Here is a 24,309-nt window from a genome sequence, read left to right on the forward strand (position 1 = left end):
CGCGGCGCCGCTCAGGCGCCGGGCCGCACCAGCCCGGTCTCGTAGGCGGTCACCACCGCCTGGACGCGGTCCCGGGCGCCCAGCTTGGCCAGCACCCGCCCGACGTGCGTCTTGACGGTCGCCTCGGCGACGAACAGGTCGGCCGCGATCTCGGTGTTCGACCGCCCGCGCGCCATGAGGACCAGCACCTCGCGCTCGCGCTCGGTCAGGGCCGCCAGGGCCGCGTGCTGGGCGGGGGCGGACGACGCCGGCAGCGCGGTGACGAGGTGCTCCAGCAGCCGGCGGGTGGACGACGGCGCGATGACGGCGTCGCCGCGCTGCACCGTCCGGACCGCGGCGAGCAGCTCCTCGGGCGGGGTGTCCTTGAGCAGGAAGCCCGACGCCCCCGCGCGGATCGCCTCCAGGACGTACTCGTCGAGGTCGAAGGTCGTCAGCACGACCACCGTCGGCGCGTCCGGGGACGCCGTGAGCCGGGCGGTGGCCGTGAGCCCGTCCATGGTGGGCATGCGCACGTCCATGAGCACCACGTCGACGCGGTGGTCGGCCAGCAGCCGCAGCGCCTGCGCGCCGTCGGCGGCCTCGACGACGACGGTCAGGTCGTCCTGGGAGTCGATGACCATGCGCAGCCCGGCGCGCACGAGCTGCTGGTCGTCGACGAGGGCGACCCGGATCGGTGCCGTCATGCCTGCTCCTCGGGTTCGTCGGACGTCCCCGCGGTCGAGGCGGGGACCGGCATCGTGAACCGTACCCGCCACCCTCCGCCCGGTCGGGGACCGGCGGTGACCGAGCCGCCGAACACGGCGGCGCGCTCGCGCATGCCCAGCAGCCCGTAGCCGTCCGTGCCGGGCAGGGCCGCCGCCCCCCGGCCGTCGTCGGACACCTCGACGGTCACCGCCTCCGCCTCCCAGCGCAGCACCACCGTCACGCGCGGCTGCGGACCGGCGTGCTTGCGGACGTTGCTCAGGGCCTCCTGAGTCACCCGGTGCAGGGTGAGCCCGGCTCCCGGCGGGAGCCGGCGCGGCGTCCCGACACGCACCAGCGACACCCGCATCCCGGCCTCGCGGGACTGCGCCACGAGGCCGTCGAGCTCGGCGTCGTCCGGCTGCGGGGCCAGCGGCGCCGGGGACGACGGCGGTGCGGTGGCCCCGGACCGTGTCGCGGGCCCGCCCTCGCCCGGTGCCGGCCCGGCGCCCGACAGGGCCGGCGCCCGGACCACGTGACCGTCGTCGTCGCGCAGGACGCCGAGCAGGCGGCGCATGTCCGCCAGCGCGGCGCGCCCCGTCTCCGACACGACGTCGAGGGCGCGCACGGCGGCCTGCGGGTCGGACGAGGCCGCGTAGCGGCCGCCGTCGGCCTGGGCGACCACGATCGAGAGCGAGTGGGCCACGATGTCGTGCATCTCGCGGGCGATGCGGGCACGTTCGGCGGCGGTGGCGATCCGGGCCTGCTGGTCGCGCTCGACCTCGAGCCGTCCGGCGCGGTCCCGCAGCGCCTCGACGGTGACCCGCCGGTAGCGGCGGACCAGCGCCAGCGCCCACACGGCCAGCGCGACGGTCGAGCAGAACAGGCTGATCCCGAGGGTGTCCGCGAGCCCGGAGAACCAGGCGCCCTGCAGGACCAGCACCGGACCGAGGAGGAAGCAGCCGGCGACGGCGGAGACGATCGCCGTGACGTGGGCCCACCGGGGCCCGTAGACCGTGACCGCCCACAGCGCGGCGAGCACCGCGAGGTCCCCGGGCAGCAGCAGCGGCAGCCCGGAGACGAGGTGGGCCAGCGCGATCGCGTAGACCGCGACGACGGAGGCGACCGGGTGCGTGCGTCGCCAGGCGAGGGGGACGACCAGGGCCACGGACCAGGCGACGACGGCGGGACCGCGGTCGCTCCCCGACAGGTCGGTGGCCGTCAGCAGCACGACGAGGGCGAGGACCGCGGCGCCGACGGCGTCGACGAGGAACCGATGGTGCTCGAACCACCGGTTCACCCGTCCTGACCAGCCCATGCTCGCTACCCTAGGCAGGTGCGGGACGTCGGGGCGTCCCCCTCGGGTCGGAAGTGCGACGGATCGCGACATGCCACCCGAGGGCGATCTCACCGTCGTGTCCGACGTGCCGTGCGCAGGGGTATTGCCGCTAGCATGAGGGAATGACCCACGTACTGCTGGCCGAGGACGACCCGGCAATTGCCGAGCCTTTGGCGCGGGCCCTTTCTCGTGAGGGTTACGACGTCGTCGTGCAAGGAACAGGTCAAGGAGCGATCGATCACGCCGGGGACGCGGACATCGTGGTCCTCGACCTCGGCCTGCCGGACGTCGACGGGCTCGACGTCGCCCGGGAGATCCGCGGCCGCGGCCTGTCCACGCCGATCCTGGTGCTGACCGCGCGCGCGGACGAGGTCGACCTCGTGGTCGGGCTCGACGCCGGCGCCGACGACTACGTCACCAAGCCGTTCCGGCTGGCCGAGCTGCTCGCACGGGTGCGGGCGCTGCTGCGGCGCACGCACGGCGAGGCGACCGAGGACGAGGAGATGCGGGCGCAGGACGTGCGCGTCGACGTCTCCGCGCACCGTGCCTTCCAGGGCGACCGCGAGCTGCACCTGACCACCAAGGAGTTCGACCTGCTCAAGGTGCTCGTGGGCAACGCGGGCTCCGTCGTCGTGCGCGACACGCTCATGCGGGACGTGTGGGGCTCGGACCCGGTCGGCTCGACCAAGACGCTGGACATGCACGTGTCCTGGCTGCGGCGGAAGCTCGGCGACGACGCGAACGCGCCGCGCTACATCTCGACCGTGCGAGGTCTCGGCTTCCGCTTCGAGCTCGGTCAGCAGGCCTGAGGCACCGTGCGTCGTCGCGTCCTGCAGGCGACGATCTCGGCGGTCGCGGTCGCGGTGATCCTGCTCGGCGTCCCGCTGGGCATCTTCGGCGCGCGCTACGTCGTCGCCGGTGCCGAGCAGCGGATCTCCGACCGGCTCGACGCCTTCACCCTGACGGTGTCGCGGGCGGTCGAACGGGGTGAACGGCCCACCGACGACCAGCTGCAGCGCGCCGCCGAGGGACGCGAGGGCGACCTGCCGGCCCGCGTGACCGTCAGCCTGCCCAGCGGCGAGCAGCTCACCTACGGCGAGGAGATGGCCGACCCGGTCGTCGTCAAGGCGCGGCAGACCGAGAGCGGGCGCGCCTGGATCTCCTTCGAGGTGTCCGCCCGGGGCGCCTACATCCAGGCCGCCCAGATCGTCGCCCTCGTCGTCGTGGCCGGGGTCGTGGCCATCGGTGCCGGGGTCGCGATGGCCGTGTGGCAGGCGAACCGGCTCTCCGCGCCCCTGGTGTACCTGGCGGCGTCGGCCGAACAGCTCGGCTCGGGCCAGGTCCGGCCCAGCCTGGACCCCTCCGGCGTGGAGGAGATCGACCTCGTCGCCGCCGAGCTGGCCCGGTCCGGGGACCGCCTGGCGGGCCGGCTGGCCGCCGAGCGCCAGTTCACCCAGGACGCGTCCCACCAGCTGCGCACCCCGCTGACGGCGCTGTCGATGCGGCTGGAGGAGATCATGCTGACCTCCACCGACGAGGAGGTCGTGGACGAGGCACGGGTGTCGCTGGAGCAGGTGGAACGGCTCGTCACCGTCGTCGACGACCTGCTGGCCACCTCGCGCCGCTCGCAGGGCGGTACGACCGAGGCCGTGGTCCTGCTGGACGTGGTCCGCCAGCAGCACGAGGAGTGGGCCGACACCTTCGCGGGGGCGGGCCGCGAGCTCGTGCTCGACGTCGCCGAGGACCACCGGGTGCTCGCCACGCCGGGAGCCCTGGCCCAGGTGATCGCCACCCTGCTGGAGAACTCGCTGAAGTACGGCGACGGGACGACCACCATCCGGTCGAAGCCCTCGGGGCCGAAGAACGCCGTCGCCCTCGAGGTCACCGACCAGGGGCCGGGCGTCGACGACGAGATCGCCCCGCGGATCTTCGAGCGGGGAGCCTCCACGGGGGGCAGCACCGGTCTCGGCCTCGCGCTGGCCCGTGACCTCGTGGCGGCCGACGGCGGACGCCTGGAGCTGGCGCAGCGGCGGCCACCGGTCTTCCGGATCTTCCTCTCCGGCGTGCCACGCACCCTCGACCCGCGGGTCGTGCTGCCGCCGGGGACCACGATCTCGTCGCGCGGACGGCGCCGCGGCTGGTTGCACCACCACGAGGACTGACGTCAGCCGTCGCCGCGGAACACCACCGTGCGGTACAGGACGTAGCGGAACACCATCCCCAGGACCAGGCCGACCACCTTGGCGGTGTTGTCGGCGAGCACCGAGTCCAGGTCCAGCAGGTAGCGGGAGACGGCCAGGCAGAGCGAGGAGATCGCCATGCCGCCGACGTTCACGGCCCCGTACTCCAGGAGCTCCCGCACCCGGTGCCGGGTGCGGCGCGTGGCGAACGTCCAGTACCGGTTGCCCACCCAGGAGACCAGGGTGGCGACGCCGGTGGCGATGATGTTGACCGTCACCGGCTTGTGGGCCAGGACGTCCACCGGCCCGTGCGTCATGAGGTTGAACAGCGTGAAGTCGACGACGAACGCCACGCCTCCGACGGTGCCGAAGCGCAGCAGCTCGAGCCGGCGCCGCCACAGCGCGGCCACGAGCCGGACCGGCCACACGGGTCGCCCGACGGAGGCGGGGGCGGGGGCCGACGGGGACATGGCCGTCAGCCTATCGCCCGGCGCGGGACGGTATCCTCGTCGTCCGTGACTTCCGCCGCCCCGCACCCCGCACCCCCCGTCGTCGCCGTCGTCGGCGGCGGCCAGCTGGCGCGCATGATGGCGCCCCCGGCCGCCGAGCTCGGCGTGCACCTGCGCGTCCTGGTCGAGGACCCCACGACCTCGGCCGCGCAGGTCGTCGTCGACGCCCCGGTGGGCGCGGCGTCCGACGACGCGGCGATCCGCGACCTCATCGCCCCGGCCGACGGCCGGCCCGGTGCCGACGTGCTCACCTTCGAGCACGAGCACGTCCCGAACGCGCTGCTCGCCGACCTCATCGACCACGGCACCCCGGTCCGCCCGGGCCCCGAGGCCCTCGTGCACGCGCAGGACAAGATCGTCATGCGGCGTCGGCTCACCGACCTCGGCGTGCCCTGCCCGCGCTGGGCCGCCCTGCCGAGCGAGCCCGCGGCGGCGCGCACCGCGCTGGCGGCCTTCCTCGCCGACACGGCGGACGGCGAGGCGGTCGTCAAGACCGCCCGCGGCGGGTACGACGGCAAGGGCGTCCGGGTCGTCGGCGCGGCCGACGCGGCGGACGACTGGATCGCCGCGCACCGCGACGGCGGCCCCGAGCTGCTCGTCGAGGACAAGGTGCCGTTCACCCGCGAGCTCGCCGTGCTCGTCGCGCGCCGGCCCTCGGGCGAGGTGCGCACGTGGCCCGTGGTCGAGTCGATCCAGCGCGACGGCGTCTGCGCCGAGGTCGTCGCCCCGGCCCCGGACCTGTCGGCCGACCTCGCCCGCGAGGCACGCGACGTCGCGGTGCGGATCGCCGAAGGTCTGGACGTCACCGGGGTCTTCGCCGTCGAGATGTTCCAGGCGGCAGGGCCCGACGGCGCCCCGCACGTCCTGGTCAACGAGCTGGCGATGCGTCCGCACAACTCGGGGCACTGGACGATCGACGGTGCCGTCACCAGCCAGTTCGAGCAGCACCTGCGGGCCGTCCTGGACCTCCCGCTCGGCTCGACCGAGCCGGTGGCCGGCTGGACGGTCATGGCCAACGTGCTCGGCTCGTCCCTCGAGCGGCTCACCGACGCGCTGCCGGCCGTCGGCGAGCGGTTCCCGGACGCGCACGTCAACCTGTACGGCAAGGGCATCCGCCCGGGCCGCAAGCTGGGCCACGTCAACGTCTGCGGCGACGACCTGGACGAGGTGCGCCGCCGTGCCCGCGCCGCCGCGGCGCTGCTGCGCGGCGAGACCTCCGAGGAGCAGGAGAACTGATGAGCGACACCGCACCCGCCGTCGGCATCGTCATGGGGTCGGACTCCGACTGGCCCGTCATGGAGGCCGCCGCCGACGCGCTGGCCGAGCTCGGCGTGGACTGCGAGGTCGACGTCGTGTCCGCCCACCGCATGCCGACCGAGATGATCGACTACGGCCGGCGGGCCGCCGACCGGGGCGTGCGGGTCATCGTCGCCGGCGCCGGCGGCGCCGCGCACCTGCCCGGCATGCTCGCCGCCGTCACGCCGCTGCCCGTCATCGGGGTCCCGGTGCCGCTCAAGCACCTGGACGGCATGGACTCGCTGCTGTCGATCGTGCAGATGCCCGCCGGGGTGCCGGTCGCGACCGTCTCCATCGGCGGAGCCCGCAACGCAGGGCTGCTGGCCGCCCAGATCCTCGGTGCCGGCACCGACGCCGCGTCCCTCGCGCTGCGCGAGCGGATGGTGGAGTTCCAGGAGGGGCTGCGCGAGGTGGCTCAGGAGAAGGGCGCGCGGCTGCGCGCTTCGCGTTCCGGTCGCTGAGCGGTCGGGTGGCGGGCCCCCGGGGCGCGGTCGCGCTCACGGGCGCTGCGCGCCCTGCGGGTCAGAGGCCGCCGACCGTGCTGCCGGGCTCGAGGTCGCCGGAGAGGACGTCGGACCAGAACTGGTCGGCGTCGTCCGAGAGCAGCACCGTGGAACCGACACCGTTGCCGGGGTTGTAGCCGGGGTCGGCGATCGGCGGGGTGCCGGTCACGCCCTCGGGCCCCGTCGCGTCGCGGAACGCCAGCGCCAGCCGGCCCAGGTCGAGCATGCCGGTGTCCTCGTCGACGAGCAGGGCGTCGGTGCCGGCCTCCACGAGCTGGACCTGGTCGATCGGGTTGAGCAGCACGCTGGGCTGGACCACCTTCCCGGCGACGGCGGCGATCACCTGGCGCTGCCGCTCGGCACGTCCGATGTCCCCCTGCGGGTCCGAGTACCGCATGCGGGAGAACGCGAGGGCCGTCTGGCCGTCGGACACGTGGCAGCCCGCCTCCCAGTCGAGCTCGCTCTTCTCGTCCTGGACCGTCCGGTCGTAGCAGAGCTCGACGCCGCCGACCGCGTCGACGATCTCCTCGAGGCTGCCGAACCCGACCTCCGCGTAGTGGTCGACGGTCATCCCGGTCAGGCCCTCGACCGTCTCCACCAGCAGCGGCGGCCCGCCCCAGGCGTAGGCCGCGTTGATCTTGCTGGCGCCCTCCCCGGGGATCTCCGCATAGGTGTCGCGCGGGATCGAGATCAGGGCGGTCGGCCCGCTGCGCGGTGCGTGCAGCACCATGATCGTGTCCGTGCGGGCGCCCGCGGTGCCGTCGGCGACACCGCCGGACCCGCGCGCGTCGGACCCCGCGAGCAGGTAGGTCGTGCCCGGCGTCCCGGAGGCGTCGGACAGGGCCTCGGTGTGCTGGATCTTGCCGTTGGCCCAGACCACCAGCCCGATCGGCCAGGCGAGCAGCAGCACGAGCACCATGGCGAGCACCAGCACCGCGACGCGGCCCTTGCGCACGCGGAAGCCGTCGTCGCCCCCGGCGGTCCGGGAGCCGGCGGGCGGGCCCGAGGGCGGGGGAGTGCGGCGCGGGGGCGGAGCGGCTGCACGGGCGGTCCCCTGTTGGGGCGCGGCCGCCTGCTGCCGCCCTGCCGGGGGGTGCGACGCGGGCCGGGCGGACCGCTCGGTACCGCCGGGCGGATAGGCGCGCGGCTGGCGCTGAGGCGCGGCGGAGCGACGCGGGGGCGTCACGGGGATCTCCCGGGAGGACTGCCGGCGGACGCGGGGCTCGCGGCTCTCCATCGGCACCGCGTCGTCCCGTCGGCCGACCCGGCCCGTGGGGCGCGGTGTGCGGTCGGAGCCGCCGACCGAGATGGCGTCGTTCGTCGCGGCCGGGCGGGCGCTGCGGCCTCCGGCCGGGGTGAAGCTCGGGGGGATGCGTCGTTCGTCCGTCATGCGATCACCCGCACACCGCGGTCACGTCGGCCCCGGTGAAGGCTTCCTCGCGCGGGTCCCGGGTCTCGGTGGGCGACGGGTTGGTGTCCGGGGGCTCGTCGGCCTCCGAGCCCGACTCCGCAGGACCGGTCTCCTCGTCGGTCGACGCGTCGGGCTCGTCGGAGGTCCTGCCGCCATCGGCGCCTGGGTTCCCCGTCGACGTGTCGTCGTCCGACGCCGGCGCGGGGTCGAACACGTCGCTCAACGGGACGTCGTTGCGAAGGTTGTCGAAGACCTGCTGCGCCTCGTCGACGAGGACCACGTTGTTGCGGTTCGACGGGTCGTACTGCCAGGGGACAGTCATGAAGGCGATCGTGTCAGGGCGGACGTCGCGGGCGCTGTACGCGAGACCGGCGAGTCCCTGGATCGACGCGAGATTGCTGCTCATCGTGAGCGATCCCGTGACGGCGTCGAGGAACTGGAGCAGCTGCGGGGAGTTGGTCAGCAGGTTCTGCGACAGCACCGTCCTGGCCAGGGCTGCCATCAGCTCCTGCTGACGACCGATCCGCCCGATGTCCGATCCGTCCCCCAGACCCTCACCGGTGCGGGCGCGGGCATACTGCAGGGCCGTGGACCCGTCGAGCGTCTGTACCCCGGAATCCAGACGTAGGCCGCCCGCCTTGGGGGCGTAGATGTCGTTCGGGATGCACAGATCGACGCCGTTCAGCGCGTCGATCATCCCCTCGAAACCGGAGAAGTCGACGACGACGAAGCCGTCGAGCCGGACGTCGGTCATGGACTCGACGGTCTTCATCGTGCAGAGCGCCCCGGACTCGACGTCCCCGCCGTAGGAGACTCCCTGAGCGAAGGCCGCGTTGAACTTCACGCCGTACAGGGGCGGCGTCTCCCGGCCGCTCGACGTGGGGCAGGCCGGGATGTCGGACGTCGTGTCGCGGGGGATCGACATGAGCTCCACGCGGGACCTGTCTGCGGCGAGGTGCATGACGACCGTGGTGTCGGACCGAGCGCCCTCGGTCCCGTCGTCGACTGCCTCGCTGTTGCTGCCGTCGCGGGAGTCGGACCCCAGGATGAGGATGTTCAGGGGCTCACCAGCCGACGGGTCCTCCGGTGCGACCTTCTCGGGACGGTCCGTCCCGAGCGCCTCCTCGGCGTCGACGGCGTCGATGTTGCCGGTCAGGTTGACGGCGGCGGTCGCGACGCCGAAACCGACGAACACGAGGACCGCCGTCGTGACGAGACCGACGATCCGCAGCATCGAGGTGCGAGGCAGCGCCCGCGCGTGCGCCGGCAGCGACGGGCCGGGAGGCGGCGCGAGGTGTCGGGGTGGCGGATGCTTCACGATAGGCGAGCATAGATGCCGTTGGCGTCGTCCCTGCGATCCCGACGGGCCGCTCCCGTAGAGGTCCTGTGAGAGTTACAGCGACGGACCGATGGGGAACTGTCGCTGCGTCACGCCGAGGATGACGTGGACACGCGGTTTTTGCCCGCCGTTCAGCTCTGTGAGTCGCTGCTTGGAGACGGGGCGGCGCAGCCCGTCCTCCAGGACGTAGATCTGGCCGCTGCCCTTCTTGCGGAGGGCCACCAGCTCCGGGGCGCCCCGGAGTCGGGGGACGGACTGCATCAGCGCGTAGCCCCAGTGCTGGGTCGTGGCCGAGCCGTGCAGATCGCCCGTCCGGTCGATCCGCAGCAGTCCACGCTGCGTCAGGACGAAGCTGCGGCCGTTGCGGCGCTGGACCACGCCGGTCGTCCTGGCTGCGCCAGGCATCCGACGCACGCTGCCACGGTCTAGCCCACCGTGGTCCAGCTGACCGACCATGGAGTTCTCGTGCAGCCATCGGTTGACGTAGCCGTGGCGAGAGCCCGTCACGACGAGTCGATGATTGCCAGTGGCCCGGTTGACGACCACGACGCCTGGCCTGACGATCGGCCAGCCGTACGGCACGTCCTCGACGGCGCTCGCGTGGAGGCGCGTCCGCTTGGTCCCCAGCCCGCTCTCAGCGAGCGCCGCCTCGTCGAAGGTCTCCTTCTTCTTGCCGTCGACGAGCCGGAAGACTCGTCCGTCGTGGGTCTCGACCGTCTTCCGCAACCTCTTGCCGGGCTCGAGTGCGTTCCACTCCCTCCAAGAGACCGCGACGGCGTCCGCGCACCGGCCACCGAAGGCACGGACGACACCGCACCAGGCGACGTGCTTTCGTCCTCTTTCGACCATGGCGACGGTGCCGTCGGGGCGTGCGACGAATGTGCCGTCCTTCAGGTCCGGCCGGGCGGCCACATCCTGCAGGGCTCGGGCACGCCGCCGGATCTCGCCCAACCGGTCGTACAGGGTCCGGCCGGGGCACGCCGTCGAGCCGACGTCACGGTGGCCGAACACGGCGGCGAGAGGCGTGCCGGCGATGGAGATCGAGTCGTCCGCGGCCACGCCGTGCAGAGCGAGCTTCCAGGCGACGAGGCGGACGACGGCGCTCACGGCCGCGTTCGAGACGGTGGCGGTCTCGTAGTTACCCAGCACGCTGACACCGGTGGAGCCGCTGTTGTACCCGCGGGCGTGGGCCCCGACGGTCTCCCGGGTGACACCGCCGGCCCGGCCCTCCCAGATGCGGCCGAACTTGTCGACGAGGAAGTTGTAGCCGATGTCGCCCCACCCGCGGGTCTGGGCGTGGTACGAGTAGATGCCGCGGAGGATCCCGGGCACCTGGCTCTCGCTGTAGGAGTTCGTGCCGGCCGTGTGGTGGATCGCGGCCCCGCCGACGTCGCCCTGGCGCGGCGTCCAGGTCATGATCGACTCGTCCGCACCCCAGGCGGCGCGCGAGGCGATCGTGGGACGGTCCGGGACGGGAGCCGCGGCCACGGCCCGTCCCGAGGGCGAGGTCTCCTCGGAGGGCACGGGGACGTCGTCGTCGGCCGGGGATGTGCCGGGGTCGATGACGGTGAGCCCCAGGTCGCGGACCGCGCCGGCGGACGGGCCCGAGACGCGGGCCTGTACCCGGGCGACCTCCCCGACGACCACGGGTTCGGTCCCGTCCAGGTCCCCGCGCGGCGACGGTTCGACGTCGACCCGCTCCCAGGCGCTCCACGCGCCGTCGTCGTCCGGCGCGGCACCGGCGTCGTCGGAGGTACGCACCTCGACCACGAGGGCGTCGTGCGCGACCGGGCTCGACCAGGTGACGCCCACGACGCCGAACCCCGTGACGTCCGAGGTCGCCTCGAGCGGGACGCCGGCGTGCTCCGGCCGGTCCGGCGGCCCGGCGGAGTCCCGCGCCCGCGGGGCGTCCTGCGCTCGTGGCGAGGCCGGCGAACCGCCGGCAGCCGGCGCTGCCGGGGAGAACCCGGTCGTCTCGGTCGTGGCCTCGACCGGTTCCGCCGACCTGTCGTGCGCTGCGCCGGGTGCTCCGGCGTCGTCGGAGGAGTCGGCGGCGACCGCGCCCGGGGACGCGGGGACGGCCTGTGCCCCGGGGACGGCGACCAGCGAGAACGACAGCAGGCCGACCAGGACGGTCACGGCGGTCCGCCGGCCTGCACGTGTGGCGGGTGTCACGAGAGAGACGGTATGTGTCGCCCGAAGCACGCGCATCGGCGACCCGGTCATGGGTCCCACACCGGGAATGTCGGACCTGCGTGGGATGGCCGACGAGTGTTCACCGGGTGGCCATCGGGACGCCCGCTCCGCGGGCGAGCCGCGACCTAGACTCGCGTTCATGCGGATCTCCGTGGTGGGGCTGGGGTATCTGGGCGCGGTGCACGCGGCCTCGATGGCCTCGCTGGGACACCAGGTCGTGGGTGTGGACGTGGACGAGGCGCGGGTGGAGTCGTTGGCCTCGGGTCGGGCGCCGTTCTTCGAGCCGGGGTTCGACGAGCTGTTGGCGCAGGTGGGGGCTTCGGGCCGGCTGTCGGTGACGACCGAGACGGCGGCGGTGGAGGATGCTCGGGTGCACTTCGTGTGCGTGGGCACGCCGCAGCGTGCGGACGGCTATGCGGCGGACCTGACGTACGTGGAGCTGGCGGTGGCGGGTCTGGTGCCGCACCTGAGCCCGGGTGATGTGGTGGTGGGCAAGTCCACGGTGCCGGTGGGGACCGCGGCGCGGCTGGCCGCCCAGGTCGAGGCCGCGGGCGCGACGCTGGTGTGGAACCCGGAGTTCTTGCGCGAGGGCTTCGCCGTCAAGGACACCCTGCATCCGGACCGGATCGTGTACGGCGTCCCGGAGGGGCAGGCCGGGGTGCGTGCGGCCGGGGTGCTGGACGAGGTGTACGCGACCCCGCTTTCCGAGGGGATCGCGCAGGTGGTCACGGACTACGCGACCGCGGAGCTGGTCAAGGTCGCGGCGAACTCGTTCCTGGCCACGAAGATCTCGTTCATCAACGCGATGGCCGAGCTGTGCGAGGTCGCCGGGGGTGATGTGACCCGGCTGGCCGACGCGATCGGGTTCGACGAGCGCATCGGGCGCAAGTTCCTCAACGCCGGTCTCGGGTTCGGGGGTGGGTGTCTGCCCAAGGACATCCGGGCGTTCATGGCCCGCGCCGACGAGCTCGGCGCGGGCGAGGCGGTGGCGTTCCTGGGGGAGGTCGACGAGATCAACACCCGGCGTCGGCACCGGATGGTCGAGCTGACCGGTCAGGTCCTGGACGGTGAGGTCACCGACAAGCGGGTGACGGTGCTGGGGGCGGCGTTCAAGCCGAACAGCGACGACGTGCGCGACTCACCCGCACTAGACGTGGCGGCACGCCTCGGCGAGGCCGGCGCGGACGTGGTGGTCCACGATCCGCAGGCCATCGACAACGCCCGCCGCAAGGCCCCCGCGCTGCGTTACGAGCCCGACCTGGAGACCGCGCTGACCGGAGCCGACGCCGTCCTGGTGCTGACCGAGTGGCAGCACTACAAGGACCTCGACCCGCAATGGGCCGCGACCCTGGTCGCCGCCCCCCACGTCCTCGACGGGCGCAACGCCCTGGACCGCGACACGTGGCTCAACGCCGGCTGGACCTACCGCGCCCTCGGCCGGAGGTGAGCGCTGCCCGGTGTCGGCCGGGTCAGGGCCGCGTGATCTGCTCCGTGGCCACGAGCCGCTCGCGGCGCGCCGGGTCGGCGTCCAGGGCGGCCGCTGTCGCGACGGAGGTGAGCACCACCGACCCGCCGGCGGACCACACGGCGACGCACGCGGACAGGACCTGCGCCACCGTGCCCGTGCCCCGGACCAGGACACGACCCGCCGCGTCCGCGTCCGTCGACGCCGACGGATCACCGTCCCCCGTCAGGAGGGTCAGCGGTGTCGCGGCACCGGGGGCCGGGTCGAGGCCGATGACGTCGCCGTAGGTCATCACCGCCGCCGCCGCGTCGATCGCGCCGTCGGGCAGCTCGCCGTCGAACCGGCGGGCCAGCGCGGGCAGCGCGACGGCGACGATCTCGTCGACGTCCGGCCACCGGAGCGGGCGGGAGGTCACCACCACGTCCGCCCCCGCGTGCCCGGGCGCGTCCGTCGTCGGGTCCAGCAGGACGACCCCGGCCCCGCACCGTGCGGCGGCCAGCGCCCAGACGAGCTGGCGCCACCCGACGGGCAGGTCGACGACGACGGTGCTGCCGGGCTCGGCGTCGAACTCCTCGGCGAGGAGGTTCACGGTCTTGGCGACCCAGTTGTCGAGGACGGCGCCGGACAGCTCGATCCGTTCGCCGTCGTCGCCATACCACGTCAGGGCGGGGCGTCCGCCGAGCGCGGCGAGTCGGGCGAGGAGGCCGGTCACGGTGGTGGGTGGGGTGCTCACCCCGTCACCCTACGAGGCGCCCAGCAACCTCAGAGGTACCTCAACGTTGCCTCAGACACGGGTGAACAGGTCGTGGAATTGTGCTGCCTAGCACATTTCGGCTTGACGCCCCGTCGTGACACGCGTGTAATTCCAGGTATGCAGTTTCCTCGAGAACGGCATGGAGGGGCACGCCATGTGGAATTTGCTCGACGGGGACCAGGGGGCCTTCCCGTCTGACGTCCGTCAGGAACCGGACCGGGTCGCTCCGGTCCTTCCGCTCTTCGGCCAGGAGATCGTCGCCGAGGACGAGACCCTGTTGGGGTGGCAGGAGCGCGCCCTGTGCGCCCAGACCGACCCGGAAGCCTTCTTCCCGGAGAAGGGCGGGTCCACGCGCGAGGCCAAGAAGGTCTGCGCCTCCTGCGAGGTCCGGTCGGAATGCCTCGACTACGCGCTCGAGAACGACGAGCGTTTCGGGATCTGGGGAGGGTTGTCCGAGCGGGAACGGCGAAAGCTCAAGCGGCGCGCCGTCTGAGCCAAATCCCCGCCGAGGGCGTCCGGGCGCCGCATCATGGCGCTCAGGATGACTGCACCGCACCTGACCCGGACGCCGGACGGGGCTGACGTCCACGACGTGGCCCCGGACCCGGTCACGGGTGTGCCCGCGCGGCAGTCCGTGACCGTGGCGGCCGTGGTCGTCACCCGCGGACGGACGCCGTTCCTGCCGGACACCCTCGACGCCGTCGCCGCCCAGGTCCGCGCCCCGCAGGACGTGGTCGTCGTCGACGTCGACGCCGCCCCCTCCACCGGCCAGCACCCCGACCTGCGACTCGGGGACCGGCATTTCGTCGGCGCCGCCGGGTCCCGCACCCTCGGCGAGGCCGTCGACCACGCCCTGACCACGCTGGGGCTCGAGGACACGACCTGGCTGTGGATCCTGCACGACGACTCCGCACCGGCGCCGGACGCGCTCGCCGCGCTGCTGCGGGCCGTGGAGCACTCCGCGGCGGTGGCGGTCGCGGGCTGCAAGCAGCGCCGCTGGCCCCTCGACGAGGACGGGAACCCCCTCACCCCCGACCCCGACCGTCCCGGGCTGCTCGTCGAGGTCGGGTACACCGTCTCGCCGCTCGGGCGGCGGATGACGGGCATCGACGACTCGGAGATCGACCAGGGCCAGCACGACGCCCGCGAGGACGTGCTGGCCGTCGGGCTGGCCGGCGCGCTGGTGCGGCGGTCCGTGTGGAGCGAGCTCGACGGCACCGACCCCGAGCTGGGCCGGTTCGGCGACAGCCTCGACCTGTGCCGGCGCGCCCGGCTGGCCGGACATCGCGTCGTCGTCGTGCCCGACGCCGTCGTCCACCACGCGCAGGCCTCCCTGCGCGGACTGCGCGGGCCCCGGAGCCACCGCACCCGCGGCAGCCGGGACGCCTCCGCCTACGCCCGCCGGCGCAGCCAGCTCTACGCCCGGCTCGTCACCGTCCCGCTGCCCCTGCTGCCGCTGGCGCTGGTCGCCCTGATCGTGTGGGCGCCCGTCGCCGCGGCCTACCGGTTGGCGCTGACGCGTCCGGCCGAGGCGCGCGACGAGCTCGTCGCCCCCGTGGTCACGGTGCTGCGGGTGGTGCCGCTCGTCCGCGGCCGACGGCGGGCCGCGCGCACCCGCGCGATGCCGCGGCGCGTCCTGCGCCCCCTGCAGGCGGGCTGGCGCGACGTCGCCGCCCGACGTCGCGACGCCCGGCTCACGCGGGCCGAGACCCACCGCTCACGCCGGTCCCTGACCGATCTCGAGCGCGCCGAGCTGCACGCTCTGGCCCGCCGGCGCCGCGCCGGCCTCGCCGTCGTGCTGACGGCCACCGTCCTGCTCGCCCTGGTGACCTTCGGCCCCTGGCAGGGAGTTCTCGCCGACGGCGGGCGCGTGGTCGGGGGCGCGCTCCTGCCCGCCCCCGCCTCGTTCGCCGAGGTGGCCGACGCGGCCGCCTCCGGATGGGTCCACGACGGGCTCGGCACCGGCGCGCCCGCGGACCCGTGGCTCGGCGTGCTGACGGTCCTGACCGCGCTGGCCGGGGGCGCGGCGCAGACGGCGGTGAACGCACTCGTCCTGGCCGCCCTGCCGCTGGCCGCGGTCGGTGCCTGGTTCGGCGCCGGCGCCGTGTCCCGGTCGGTCTGGGCCCGCCTGGCCGCGGCCCTGGTGTGGACGGCCTGGCCCGGGTTCCTGGAGTCCCTGACCACGGGCCGGCTGGGCGCCGTCGTGGCCCACCTCGCCCTGCCCTGGCTGCTGCTCGCCGCGCTGCGGGCCGTCGGCCACCAGGCGCGCGACGACGTCGGGCCCACGGTCGGTCCCCGTGGCTCCCGCGGCTCCCTGGGTGCGGCCGCGACCGCGGGCCTGCTGCTGGCACTCGTGGTCGCCGCCGCCCCCGCGCTCGCGGCCGTCGCCCTCCTGGCCGGGGCGGTCGGGCTCGCCGTCGTCCCTCGGCACTGGCGTCGGGTGCTGGTCGTGCTCGGCCCCGCCGTCGTCGTCGCGCTGCCGTACTGGTGGCACGCCGCCGCGACCTGGACCGCGGGAGGGTGGCGACCCCTGCTGGCCACCCCCGGGGCTCCCGTCGGGGGAGCGGACGTCGACGGCATCACCCTGCTGCTCGGCCACGCGACCACGCCGCAGCCGTGGCTGGCCGGCCTGGACCTGCCGACGGGCCCCGTGCTCGACGCCGGTCCGTGGATCCTCGGGGCCGCGCTGACGGTCCTCGCGGTCGCCGGTCTCGTCCTGGGCCGGCGCCCCCTCGCCGCGCGGCTCGGCGTCGGCCTGGCCGCCCTCGGTCTGGTCCTGGCGCTCGTGGCCGAGGGCACGGTGGTGGCGGCCGACAGCGCCGGTGGACCCGTCCACGGCTGGCCCGCGCCGGGCCTGTCGGTGCTGCTCCTCGGGCTCGGGGTCGCGGCACTGGCCGCGGTCCCGGCGCCCGGCACCCGACGCGTGCTGCGCGTGGCGGCCGGGGCGCTGGCCGCCGTCGCTCTGCTCGTGCCGGTGCTCGGACTCGGTGCCTGGTGGTACGCCGACGGGCGCGGCCACGCCGTCGGTGACCTGCGGGTCGACGACACCGCGGTGGTGCCCGCCGTCGGCCGTCAGCTCCAGTCCGCACCCCAGGCCGCCCGCGTGCTCCAGCTCGACCGGGTCGACGGCGTGGTCGAGTACACGCTGCTGCGTCGCGACGGGTCGAGCGTGCTCGACTCCTCCACCGTGGTCCGCGCGCGCGAGGCAGGCCTCGCGCCCGGCGGCGCGCGGGCCGACGTCGCCGCCCTCGACGAGCTCACCGCCCAGGTGGCGGCCGGGCGCAGCCCCGACCTGACCACCCGGCTCACCGCTCTCGGGGTCGGCGCCGTCCAGATGCCGGCCGACGGTGACACCGAGCTCGTCACCACCCTCGACCTGGTCCCCGGCCTGACCCGGGTCACCGAGAGCTCGGTGCTGCTGTGGCGGGTCGACCCCGACGGGCCGGCGCCCGCCTGGGCGACGGTCCTGCGCCGGGCACCCGACGACGGGCAGACGGGTGCGGCGGTGCGCACCCTCTCCGGCGACGGCCGCACCGTGGACGACACCGTCGGCACCGGCGAGCAGGACCGGCTGCTGGTGCTGGCCGAGAGCGAGGGAGCGGGCTGGCGCGCGACGCTCGACGGCCGTCGGCTCCCCGCCACCGCCCTGGACGGACGGCAGGCGTTCCGGCTCGGGGCCCAGGCCGGCGACGTGCACGTCGAGTACGCCGCGCCGTCGCGCCCGCCGTGGTTCGCGTTGACGGGGCTCGTGCTCGTCGTCTACGTGCTGCTGGCGCTGCCGCTGTCGCGACGGAGGCACCGATGAGGGCCCGCCGGACCGTGCGCCGGATCGCCCTCGTGACGTCCGGCACCGCCGTCGCCGCGGCGCTCGTCGCCACGGCGGCCGTCGGGGAGCAGTGGGCGCAACGGTTCACCGCCCCCGAGTCGACGGCGGTCGCCGCGACCACGCGCCAGGTCGAGGTCGACCCGCCGACCTCGACCTACGTCTGCCCGCGACCGGCCCGTCTGCCCGAGGGCTCGGACGTCGGTGACGACCAGTTCGGTGCGGCACCCGTCGAGACGCGCACCGCCGCGGCCGCGGTCGTGGGCGGAGCGGCCGGCGACCCCGTGCTCGCGCGGCTGGACGGCAGCCGGGGCACCGGCCTGACGACGGGGCCGGACCTCGACGTGCTGACCCGGGAGGTCTCCGGGACCCGGGTCCTGCTCGCCGACCCCCGCGCCGGGTCGGCGCTGCGCCTCGCCGGTGCCCTCGCGTCCAGCACGGCCGCCGGCGACCTGCGAGGGCTGGCGGCCGCGTCGTGCCGCGCCCCGGCCACCGAGCACTGGCTGGTCGGCGGCGGCAGCCAGGTCGGGCGTACCGCCGTGCTGACGGTCCAGAACCCCAGCGAGTCCCCGGCGACGGTCGGCCTCGCGGTGCACGGGCCGAACGGCCCGGTGTCCATCGGCGGACGGGGCGCGTTCACCGTGGCGCCCGGTGAGCAGGAGGTGCTGCGTCTCGACTCCTTGGCGCCGGAGCAGCGTCGTCTCGCGGTGCGCGTCAGCGCCGCCGGCGCCCGCGTCACCGCCTCCTGGCAGACCCAGGGGATCGACGGGCTCGTCCCGGCGGGCACGGACCTGCTCGAACCGGGGGCGCCGCCGTCGCGGACCGTGGCGTTCAGCGGTGTCGTCGGCCGCGGTGAGGCGCCCCTCGAGGACCAGGCCGCGGAGCTGTGGCTGCTCGCACCCGACGACCGGTCCGGGACGGCCCGGGTCAGCGTCTACGGTCCGCAGGGCCGGGTGACGCTGCGCGGCGCGGACGTCGTCGACCTGGGTGCGGGCGCCGTGACCACGGTGCCCCTGGGCGGTCTCGACCCCGGCACCTACACGGTCGTCGTCGACGCCGACGTGCCCGTGGTCGGCGCGGCCCGCTTCGCGCTGCCGGGGGAGCAGCCCGAGGACTCCGTGGTGGACGGCACCCCGTACGACCTCGCCTGGAACGCCGGCCAGGTCCTGGCGGACGAGCCGGCCGGTGCCGGCCAGGTGGCCCTGCCGGCGGTGGCCGAGGAGGCCACGGTCGTGCTGGCCGCCGTGCCGGCGGACCGCTCGGAGGACGCGGACCTCGACGGGACCGTGGCGGTGCGGCTGCGGGGCGTCGACACGGACGGTGGCGTCGCGGGGGAGCAGCAGGTCGACGTCCCGGTCGGGGGGACCGTCGAGGTCCCGGCCGCCGACGTCGGCGCTGCGACGGCGGTGTTCGTCGACCCGGCCACGGACGGCGCGGGCGGCGCCGCGGCGCGGGTGCTCTGGTCGGTCCGGCTCACGGCCTCCGACGGGACCGGTACGGACGGGACGCTCGTGGCCACCCTGGACCCCACGTCGGCCGCCGAGACGGACGGCGTCGAGGAGGTCCGCCGCGTCGACGCGCCCTGACGGCCCGGAGGCTCAGCGGTCGCCGAACCGCGGGTCGATCTCCTCCGGTGTGCGGGCCAGCAGGTGCGCGACCTGCTCCACCACGACCTCGTGGACCAGGTCGGCGAGGTCCTCCGGGTCGACGGCGCGGGTCTCCACCGGTCGGCGGTAGACGACGACGCGGGCCGGCTGACCGGCCTCGGCCGGGAAGAGCCGCCCCAGCGGGACGCCCCTCGACTCCCACGGCGCGGGGTCCGACGGGGGCACGTCCTCGACGCCGAACTCCGCCCGGCCCACCGCCGGCCACCGACGCTCGATCGACTCGACCGCCGCCAGCACGGTGTCGTCGAACCGCTCGGCGCGCGTGCGGTGTCCCGGCAGGCCCGGGGGCACGAGAGGGCCGCGCAGGCCCCGCCCACGACGGTCGCGGCGACGGAGGCCGTGGTGCGGTGCGGCGTCGTTCACGATCCGAGGGTATCCAGTCCCGGCGCGCCTGGAGCCCAGGTCCCCGCGCGGCGCGTATTCTCCCTGCGTGAGATCGGTCAGGCAGTGCTCGCGGACGGCATGCACGCAGGCGGCGGTGGCAACCCTCACCTACGTGTACGCGGACTCGACCGCGGTGCTGGGGCCGCTGGCGCAGCGCGCCGAACCGCACAGCTACGACCTGTGCGCCCAGCACGCGGAGCGCCTCACGGCGCCGCGTGGCTGGGAGGTCGTGCGGCTGCAGCCGGAGTTCGAGACGCCGCCCCCGTCCAAGGACGACCTGTCGGCGCTCGCCGAGGCGGTCCGCGAGGCGGGGCGCGCGGGGCGGGTGACGCAGCGTCCGGCACCGGCCGAACCCGCCAGCGTCACCGAGACGGCGCGCCGCGGGCACCTCCGCGTGCTGCGCGCCGAGTCCGACGGCGGGCCCGCCGCGGGCGTCTGAGGCCCGGTCAGGGCACCCACGCGCAGACGACGTGCCCCGACCCGGCGACCGCGAGGCTGCCGGCGTCGTGGGGCACGAAGACGGACCCGCCCCGGGACAGGGTGACAGGACCGACGTCCGACCGGTCGGCCGCCAGTTCGACGTGACCGTCGAGGCAGAGCACGACACGCGGACCGGTCGGTGCCAGCGCGACGGGCTCGGACGGGTCGACGTCGGCCATGGTCAGGGCGAACTCGGTGACAGGCACCCGGTACGTCGACACCTGGCCCCGGCTGCCTGCCGTGGTGATCTCCGGCGTCGCAGGTCGGCGCGGCGCGAACGAAGCGATGGCGGCGAGGTTGTTCTCGTCGACACGCTTGGTGGTCAGGCCCGCGCGCAGCACGTTGTCCGAGCTGGCCATGATCTCGATGCCGAGACCGGAGAGGTACGCGTGCACCTCACCGGACGGGACGAACAGGGCGTCGCCCGGCTCGAGCGAGACACGGTTGAGCATCAGGGAGGCGATCGCCCCGGGGTCGCCGGGATGCTGGTCGGAGAGGTCGACGACCGCCTGGTCCGCGCGGGCGTACGGTGATCCATCGGCCAGACGCTCGCGCACGGCGTCGAGCGTCGTCGCGATGTCGGCCGCACACCCGCTGTCTCCTCGCGCCGACACGAGGACGTCGAACGCGCTCCGCATGCCCTCGTGGGACCGGTCGCGCTGCAGTGTGCTGCGCACCGCCTCGACCAGGTCACCCTTGAGGCCGTCCAGAATCTCGAGGATCGTGCGGGGCGAACGGAACCCCGCGAGGCCCTCGAACTGGGTGAGCGCCACGAGCATCTCGGGCTTGTGCTGGTCGTCTCGGAACGAGCGTTGCGGGGAGTCTGCCGCGAGGCCCGTCTTCGACTCCCGGGCGAAACCCTCGCGGGCCTGTCTCGCCGACGGGTGGACCTGCAGGGACAGCGCGCGGTCCGCGGCCAGGACCTTGAGCAGAAACGGCAGGTGGGGGCCGAACTGTTCGGCGACGCGGTGCCCGAGCATCTGGACGGGTACCTCCCGCAGCAGCGCGTCGAGCGGGATCTCCACGTCGTGAGCAGTCGTGACCGAAGGATTGCTGGCGTGCGCGCCAAGCCAGAGCTCGGCATAGGGCCCGCCGTCCGGCTCGATGCCGAGCAGGTGCGGTATTGCGTCTCGCGCACCCCAGTCGTAGCGCTGAACGGCGTTGGTCAGCGGCAGCGGGTCGTGGAACACGGCGGTGGAGAGCACCGGACGAGAATATCCCGCGTGTTCCGTCCATCGGATGGTTCGGCACCGTAGGCTGGCTGGGTGACTTCTCGTGACCTGTCCGCCATCGTCAAGGCCTACGACGTGAGGGGAGTCGTCCCGGCAGAGCTGTCCCCACGGGTGGCGTGGGCGCTGGGCGTGGCGTTCGCGGAGGTCGTGGCGCTGCCCGAGGGGGCGTCGCGGGTGGTGGTCGGCCGGGACATGCGGGACTCGGGTCCGGCGCTGGCGCGGGAGCTCGCGGCGGGTCTGACGAGCCGGGGCGTGGACGTGGTCGACGTCGGGCTGTGCTCGACCGACGGGTTGTACTTCGCCTCGGGCAGCCTGCAGGCGCCGGGGGTGATGTTCACCGCCTCGCACAACCCGGCGGAGTACAACGGGCTGAAGCTGTGCCGGGCCGGGGCGCGGCCGGTGGGCCAGGACACGGGCCTGGCGCAGGTGCGCGACCGGGCCCAGGAGCTCCTGGACGGTTCCGAGCCGGACGTGGCCGCCACGCCGGGCCACGTGGTCGAGCAGAACGTGCTGGGCGACTACGCGGGGTTCCTGCGCTCCCTGGTGGACCTGTCGGGGATCCGGCCGCTGAAGGTCGTGGTGGACGCCGGCAACGGCATGGCCGGGCTGACGGTCCCGGCGGTGCTGGGCGAGGCGGCGGGACTGCCGGCCGTGCCCGTCGAGGTCGTGCCGCTGTACTTCGAGCTGGACGGCACCTTCCCGCACCACGAGGCCAACCCCCTGGAGCCGGAGAACCTGCGCGACCTGCAGCGCGCGGTGGTCTCCCACGGCGCCGGCCTGGGGCTCGCCTTCGACGGCGACGCCGACCGCTGCTTCGTGGTCGACGAGACCGGCGCGGCGGTGTCCCCGTCGGCGATCACCGCGCTGGTGGGGATGCGCGAGATCGCCCGCGAGCGGGCCGCCGGCCGGTCCGCGACGGTCATCGCGAACCTCATCACCTCCCGGGCGGTGACCGACCTGCTCGGTGAGTCCGCAACCGTGGTGCACACCCGCGTGGGCCACTCCTTCATCAAGCAGACCATGGCCGAGCACGAGGCCGTCTTCGGCGGGGAGCACTCGGCGCACTACTACTTCCGCGACTTCTGGTTCGCCGACACCGGCATGCTCGCGGCGCTGCACGTGCTGGCCGCGCTCGGCGGCCAGCCCCACCCTGCCAGCGCGCTGTCCGACATGTACACGCCGTACAGCGCCTCGGGCGAGATCAACTCGACCGTCACCGACCCCGGCGCGACCGTGGAGCGCGTGCGCACCACCTACGAACGCGCCTACCCCGAGGCGGTCGTGGACACCCTCGACGGCCTGACCGTCACGCACTGGGACGACCAGCACCCCAAGTGGTGGTTCAACCTGCGCGCGTCCAACACCGAACCCCTGCTGCGCCTCAACGTCGAGGCCGCCGACCACGACATCATGACCAAGCTGCGCGACGACGTGCTGTCCCTCGTGCACGAGGAGGACCTGTGAGCGACCCGACCCCCCCGATGGACCCGTGGGTGCGCAGCGTGCTGCGCTGCCCGGTCACCGGTGCCGAGCTGCTGGATGCTGTGGGACCCGACGGGGCCCCAGAGCTGCGCTCGACCGACCCGGACCGCCCGCTCGCCTACCCCGTGCGTGACGGGATCCCTGTGCTGCTGCCGTCCGAGTCCCGCGTGCTGCGCTCCACGCCGGACTGACCGTGGCCGCTCAGGCGACGGGACGGATCCAGCGCACCCAGGACGAGGGCATGCTGCCGGTCGTGGTGTGTGCTCCGACACGATGACGGATGCGGTCGGCCTTGCCCCAGATCGCGTGTGACGTCCCGTCGCTCGCCGTGGCGCGGAGCGCCCGGATCTGACCGCTCGGCCAGCGCGCCTCGGTGCGGAGCGTGACCACGTCGGTCAGGCCGAAGAGCTTCCGCGCGCCCTCCTGGGTCAGCGTGCGCTTCCAGTCCTTGAAGGAGTTGCCGGGTGCGGCCCGGCTGTACGGGTCGTCGACCGAACGCTCGTAGGGGAGCGCCGTGGTCCAGACGTCTTCGGAGTTCGCGGTCCGACCACCGCTCGAGGAGAAGTAGTGGGCCACCACGGGCTCACCGTCGTAGGTCAGGACGCGGCCCTCGGTCGCCGAACGGGTCGTCGCGGCCACCTCGCGAACCCAGAGGTCCCCGTACCGGCCGTCGGGTCCGGCGTTCTCGTGGAGCCAACCGGTGAAGTTCTGGTCGCGGACGTCGTCGACGAGATCGCAGCGGCAGGCGAACTGCCGCGGGGACGACGCCTTGATCCCGGAGTAGGAGCGAGCCGTGATGACCTGCGCGCGGAGGGCTTTCGCGCCGCCGTCGGCTCCCCAGGCGGAGGGCATCTCCGCGATCCCGTTGAGGTACTCCGAGTTGAGCAGGAGATCGTTGACGATGTTGCTGATGCCGGACCGTGACGACAGCGTCAAACGGCCGTGGCGGTACGTGCCCTGGGCGCCGTCGATCTCGACCACCGCACGCCGGTCGGACCGGAACTTGTAGTACCGCGTGCCGGTCCACTGCAGGCGCAGCGGCGTTCCCCGGTACTCCCGCCCGTCGACCTGGACGGCGATGGCTCCCCCGCGCGGGACGACGGTCAGCGTCGTCGTGCCCCAGCCCTTGGCGAGCGTCTCCCCGGAACCCGACCGCAACCGCCAGCCCCCACCGGAGACGGTGACCTGCGTGCGGGCGCTGCTGTCGCCGTAGGCACCGTATCCGTAGGGGTCGGGGCCGTAGACCTGGACCGACACATTCTTGGGCGTGCTGCGGTACCAGGATCTCGTCCCGCTGTAGTAGTGCTTGAGGATGCGGGAGGTGTGATTTCCCTGACGCGCCATCTCGTAGGCCCCGTACTGCGGCATGCCGACACCATGGCCGAAGCCGGTCCCCCGCAGGACGAAGTGGTCGGGAGGATCCGATGCGGCTCCTGCCGGCGCGATACCGGTCGCGAGCACCGCGGTCGAGGCGAGGAGCAGCGCCAGCCCGGATCGGGCGGCTGCCCGCAGTGCGACGGTGGTCCAACTCACATGACCAGTATGCACGTCGGATGCCGAACACCACA

21 protein-coding genes are annotated in these 24,309 nt (G+C 74.3%); 11 read left to right on the plus strand and 10 right to left on the minus strand.

The window, feature by feature from the left end; genetic code table 11:
- Positions 1 to 11: 11 nt before the first annotated feature.
- Positions 12 to 683, minus strand: coding sequence for a response regulator transcription factor (locus tag V5O49_RS05195; protein WP_332901291.1), 672 nt, complete (start codon positions 681 to 683; stop codon positions 12 to 14).
- Entirely contained in the window at positions 680 to 1,999 is a 1,320-nt protein-coding gene (locus tag V5O49_RS05200; RefSeq protein WP_332901292.1) for a sensor histidine kinase, read from the minus strand. The genes V5O49_RS05195 and V5O49_RS05200 overlap by 4 nt, the downstream gene beginning before the upstream one ends.
- 143 nt (positions 2,000 to 2,142) lie before the next feature.
- On the opposite strand from V5O49_RS05200, the gene V5O49_RS05205 reads away from it, so the two are divergent.
- Together V5O49_RS05205 and V5O49_RS05210 are read left to right on the plus strand one after the other, a co-directional pair.
- Positions 2,143 to 2,829: a response regulator transcription factor gene (locus tag V5O49_RS05205; RefSeq protein WP_278235173.1), complete on the plus strand. Its 687-nt coding sequence runs from the start codon at positions 2,143 to 2,145 to the stop codon at positions 2,827 to 2,829.
- 6 nt (positions 2,830 to 2,835) lie between these two features.
- Entirely contained in the window at positions 2,836 to 4,182 is a 1,347-nt protein-coding gene (locus tag V5O49_RS05210; protein ID WP_278235172.1) for an ATP-binding protein, read from the plus strand.
- 2 nt (positions 4,183 to 4,184) lie between these two features.
- Here the strand turns inward: V5O49_RS05210 and V5O49_RS05215 are convergent, their stop codons facing one another.
- The gene (locus V5O49_RS05215) at positions 4,185 to 4,670 is read right to left on the minus strand and encodes a GtrA family protein (RefSeq protein WP_278235171.1); all 486 of its coding nucleotides are present in this window, start codon (positions 4,668 to 4,670) and stop codon (positions 4,185 to 4,187) included.
- 45 nt (positions 4,671 to 4,715) lie between these two features.
- Here V5O49_RS05215 and V5O49_RS05220 point away from each other — a divergent pair, with 45 nt between their 5' ends.
- Together V5O49_RS05220 and purE are read left to right on the plus strand one after the other, a co-directional pair.
- The gene (locus tag V5O49_RS05220) at positions 4,716 to 5,945 is read left to right on the plus strand and encodes a 5-(carboxyamino)imidazole ribonucleotide synthase (protein ID WP_332901293.1); all 1,230 of its coding nucleotides are present in this window, start codon (positions 4,716 to 4,718) and stop codon (positions 5,943 to 5,945) included.
- Complete coding sequence (gene purE / locus V5O49_RS05225; protein WP_332901294.1) at positions 5,945 to 6,466, plus strand: 5-(carboxyamino)imidazole ribonucleotide mutase; 522 nt, start codon at positions 5,945 to 5,947, stop codon at positions 6,464 to 6,466. Before V5O49_RS05220 ends, purE begins: the two co-directional genes overlap by 1 nt.
- Before the next feature lie 61 nt (positions 6,467 to 6,527).
- Here purE and V5O49_RS05230 read toward each other — a convergent pair whose 3' ends face one another.
- From V5O49_RS05230 to V5O49_RS05240, 3 genes are all read right to left on the minus strand, one after another.
- Positions 6,528 to 7,898: an LCP family protein gene (locus tag V5O49_RS05230; protein ID WP_332901295.1), complete on the minus strand. Its 1,371-nt coding sequence runs from the start codon at positions 7,896 to 7,898 to the stop codon at positions 6,528 to 6,530.
- A gap of 4 nt (positions 7,899 to 7,902) precedes the next feature.
- Entirely contained in the window at positions 7,903 to 9,237 is a 1,335-nt protein-coding gene (locus tag V5O49_RS05235; protein ID WP_332901296.1) for an LCP family protein, read from the minus strand.
- A gap of 75 nt (positions 9,238 to 9,312) precedes the next feature.
- On the minus strand, positions 9,313 to 11,433 hold the full coding sequence (locus V5O49_RS05240) for an N-acetylmuramoyl-L-alanine amidase (protein WP_332901297.1): 2,121 nt from the start codon (positions 11,431 to 11,433) through the stop codon (positions 9,313 to 9,315).
- Positions 11,434 to 11,593: 160 nt separating this feature from the next.
- On the opposite strand from V5O49_RS05240, the gene V5O49_RS05245 reads away from it, so the two are divergent.
- Positions 11,594 to 12,901 (plus strand): UDP-glucose dehydrogenase family protein, encoded by a 1,308-nt coding sequence (locus V5O49_RS05245; protein WP_332901298.1) that lies wholly within the window; start codon positions 11,594 to 11,596, stop codon positions 12,899 to 12,901.
- Between the two features lie 22 nt (positions 12,902 to 12,923).
- Here V5O49_RS05245 and V5O49_RS05250 read toward each other — a convergent pair whose 3' ends face one another.
- The gene (locus V5O49_RS05250) at positions 12,924 to 13,652 is read right to left on the minus strand and encodes a TIGR03089 family protein (RefSeq protein WP_332901299.1); all 729 of its coding nucleotides are present in this window, start codon (positions 13,650 to 13,652) and stop codon (positions 12,924 to 12,926) included.
- Positions 13,653 to 13,827: 175 nt separating this feature from the next.
- On the opposite strand from V5O49_RS05250, the gene V5O49_RS05255 reads away from it, so the two are divergent.
- Genes V5O49_RS05255 through V5O49_RS05265 form a run of 3 tightly spaced genes read left to right on the plus strand, consistent with a single transcriptional unit; the run spans position 13,828 to position 19,082 of the window.
- Positions 13,828 to 14,166 (plus strand): WhiB family transcriptional regulator, encoded by a 339-nt coding sequence (locus V5O49_RS05255; RefSeq protein WP_278237528.1) that lies wholly within the window; start codon positions 13,828 to 13,830, stop codon positions 14,164 to 14,166.
- A 48-nt stretch (positions 14,167 to 14,214) separates the two neighbouring features.
- Positions 14,215 to 17,478, plus strand: coding sequence for a glycosyltransferase (locus V5O49_RS05260; protein WP_332901300.1), 3,264 nt, complete (start codon positions 14,215 to 14,217; stop codon positions 17,476 to 17,478).
- Positions 17,475 to 19,082 (plus strand): DUF5719 family protein, encoded by a 1,608-nt coding sequence (locus tag V5O49_RS05265; protein WP_332901301.1) that lies wholly within the window; start codon positions 17,475 to 17,477, stop codon positions 19,080 to 19,082. Before V5O49_RS05260 ends, V5O49_RS05265 begins: the two co-directional genes overlap by 4 nt.
- 12 nt (positions 19,083 to 19,094) lie before the next feature.
- Here the strand turns inward: V5O49_RS05265 and V5O49_RS05270 are convergent, their stop codons facing one another.
- Positions 19,095 to 19,526: a metallopeptidase family protein gene (locus V5O49_RS05270; RefSeq protein WP_278235161.1), complete on the minus strand. Its 432-nt coding sequence runs from the start codon at positions 19,524 to 19,526 to the stop codon at positions 19,095 to 19,097.
- A 67-nt stretch (positions 19,527 to 19,593) separates the two neighbouring features.
- Here V5O49_RS05270 and V5O49_RS05275 point away from each other — a divergent pair, with 67 nt between their 5' ends.
- Positions 19,594 to 19,986, plus strand: a complete 393-nt coding sequence (locus tag V5O49_RS05275) for a DUF3499 domain-containing protein (protein WP_332901302.1) — start codon at positions 19,594 to 19,596, stop codon at positions 19,984 to 19,986.
- A gap of 7 nt (positions 19,987 to 19,993) precedes the next feature.
- Here V5O49_RS05275 and manA read toward each other — a convergent pair whose 3' ends face one another.
- Entirely contained in the window at positions 19,994 to 21,232 is a 1,239-nt protein-coding gene (gene manA / locus V5O49_RS05280) for a mannose-6-phosphate isomerase, class I (protein WP_332901303.1), read from the minus strand.
- 60 nt (positions 21,233 to 21,292) lie between these two features.
- Here manA and V5O49_RS05285 point away from each other — a divergent pair, with 60 nt between their 5' ends.
- A complete protein-coding gene (locus tag V5O49_RS05285; protein WP_332901304.1) occupies positions 21,293 to 22,723 on the plus strand; it encodes a phosphomannomutase/phosphoglucomutase in 1,431 nt (476 codons plus the stop codon).
- Positions 22,724 to 22,740: 17 nt separating this feature from the next.
- Positions 22,741 to 22,932, plus strand: a complete 192-nt coding sequence (locus tag V5O49_RS05290) for a Trm112 family protein (protein WP_332901341.1) — start codon at positions 22,741 to 22,743, stop codon at positions 22,930 to 22,932.
- 10 nt (positions 22,933 to 22,942) lie between these two features.
- Here the strand turns inward: V5O49_RS05290 and V5O49_RS05295 are convergent, their stop codons facing one another.
- A complete protein-coding gene (locus V5O49_RS05295; protein WP_332901305.1) occupies positions 22,943 to 24,274 on the minus strand; it encodes a SpoIID/LytB domain-containing protein in 1,332 nt (443 codons plus the stop codon).
- Positions 24,275 to 24,309: the final 35 nt, after the last annotated feature.

Origin of the sequence: Isoptericola haloaureus (assembly GCF_036689775.1) — a bacterium.
In the GTDB taxonomy this organism is placed as follows: domain Bacteria; phylum Actinomycetota; class Actinomycetes; order Actinomycetales; family Cellulomonadaceae; genus Isoptericola; species Isoptericola haloaureus.

Coding starts and splice junctions, on each gene's coding strand:
- V5O49_RS05205 (WP_278235173.1), top strand. CDS start 2,143: ATGACCCACGTACTGCTGGCCGAGGACGACCCGGCAATTGCCGAGCCT.
- V5O49_RS05215 (WP_278235171.1), bottom strand. CDS start 4,670: ATGTCCCCGTCGGCCCCCGCCCCCGCCTCCGTCGGGCGACCCGTGTGG.
- V5O49_RS05255 (WP_278237528.1), top strand. CDS start 13,828: ATGTGGAATTTGCTCGACGGGGACCAGGGGGCCTTCCCGTCTGACGTC.
- V5O49_RS05260 (WP_332901300.1), top strand. CDS start 14,215: ATGACTGCACCGCACCTGACCCGGACGCCGGACGGGGCTGACGTCCAC.
- V5O49_RS05195 (WP_332901291.1), bottom strand. CDS start 683: ATGACGGCACCGATCCGGGTCGCCCTCGTCGACGACCAGCAGCTCGTG.
- purE (WP_332901294.1), top strand. CDS start 5,945: ATGAGCGACACCGCACCCGCCGTCGGCATCGTCATGGGGTCGGACTCC.
- V5O49_RS05200 (WP_332901292.1), bottom strand. CDS start 1,999: ATGGGCTGGTCAGGACGGGTGAACCGGTGGTTCGAGCACCATCGGTTC.
- V5O49_RS05290 (WP_332901341.1), top strand. CDS start 22,741: ATGGACCCGTGGGTGCGCAGCGTGCTGCGCTGCCCGGTCACCGGTGCC.
- V5O49_RS05265 (WP_332901301.1), top strand. CDS start 17,475: ATGAGGGCCCGCCGGACCGTGCGCCGGATCGCCCTCGTGACGTCCGGC.
- V5O49_RS05230 (WP_332901295.1), bottom strand. CDS start 7,898: ATGACGGACGAACGACGCATCCCCCCGAGCTTCACCCCGGCCGGAGGC.
- V5O49_RS05245 (WP_332901298.1), top strand. CDS start 11,594: ATGCGGATCTCCGTGGTGGGGCTGGGGTATCTGGGCGCGGTGCACGCG.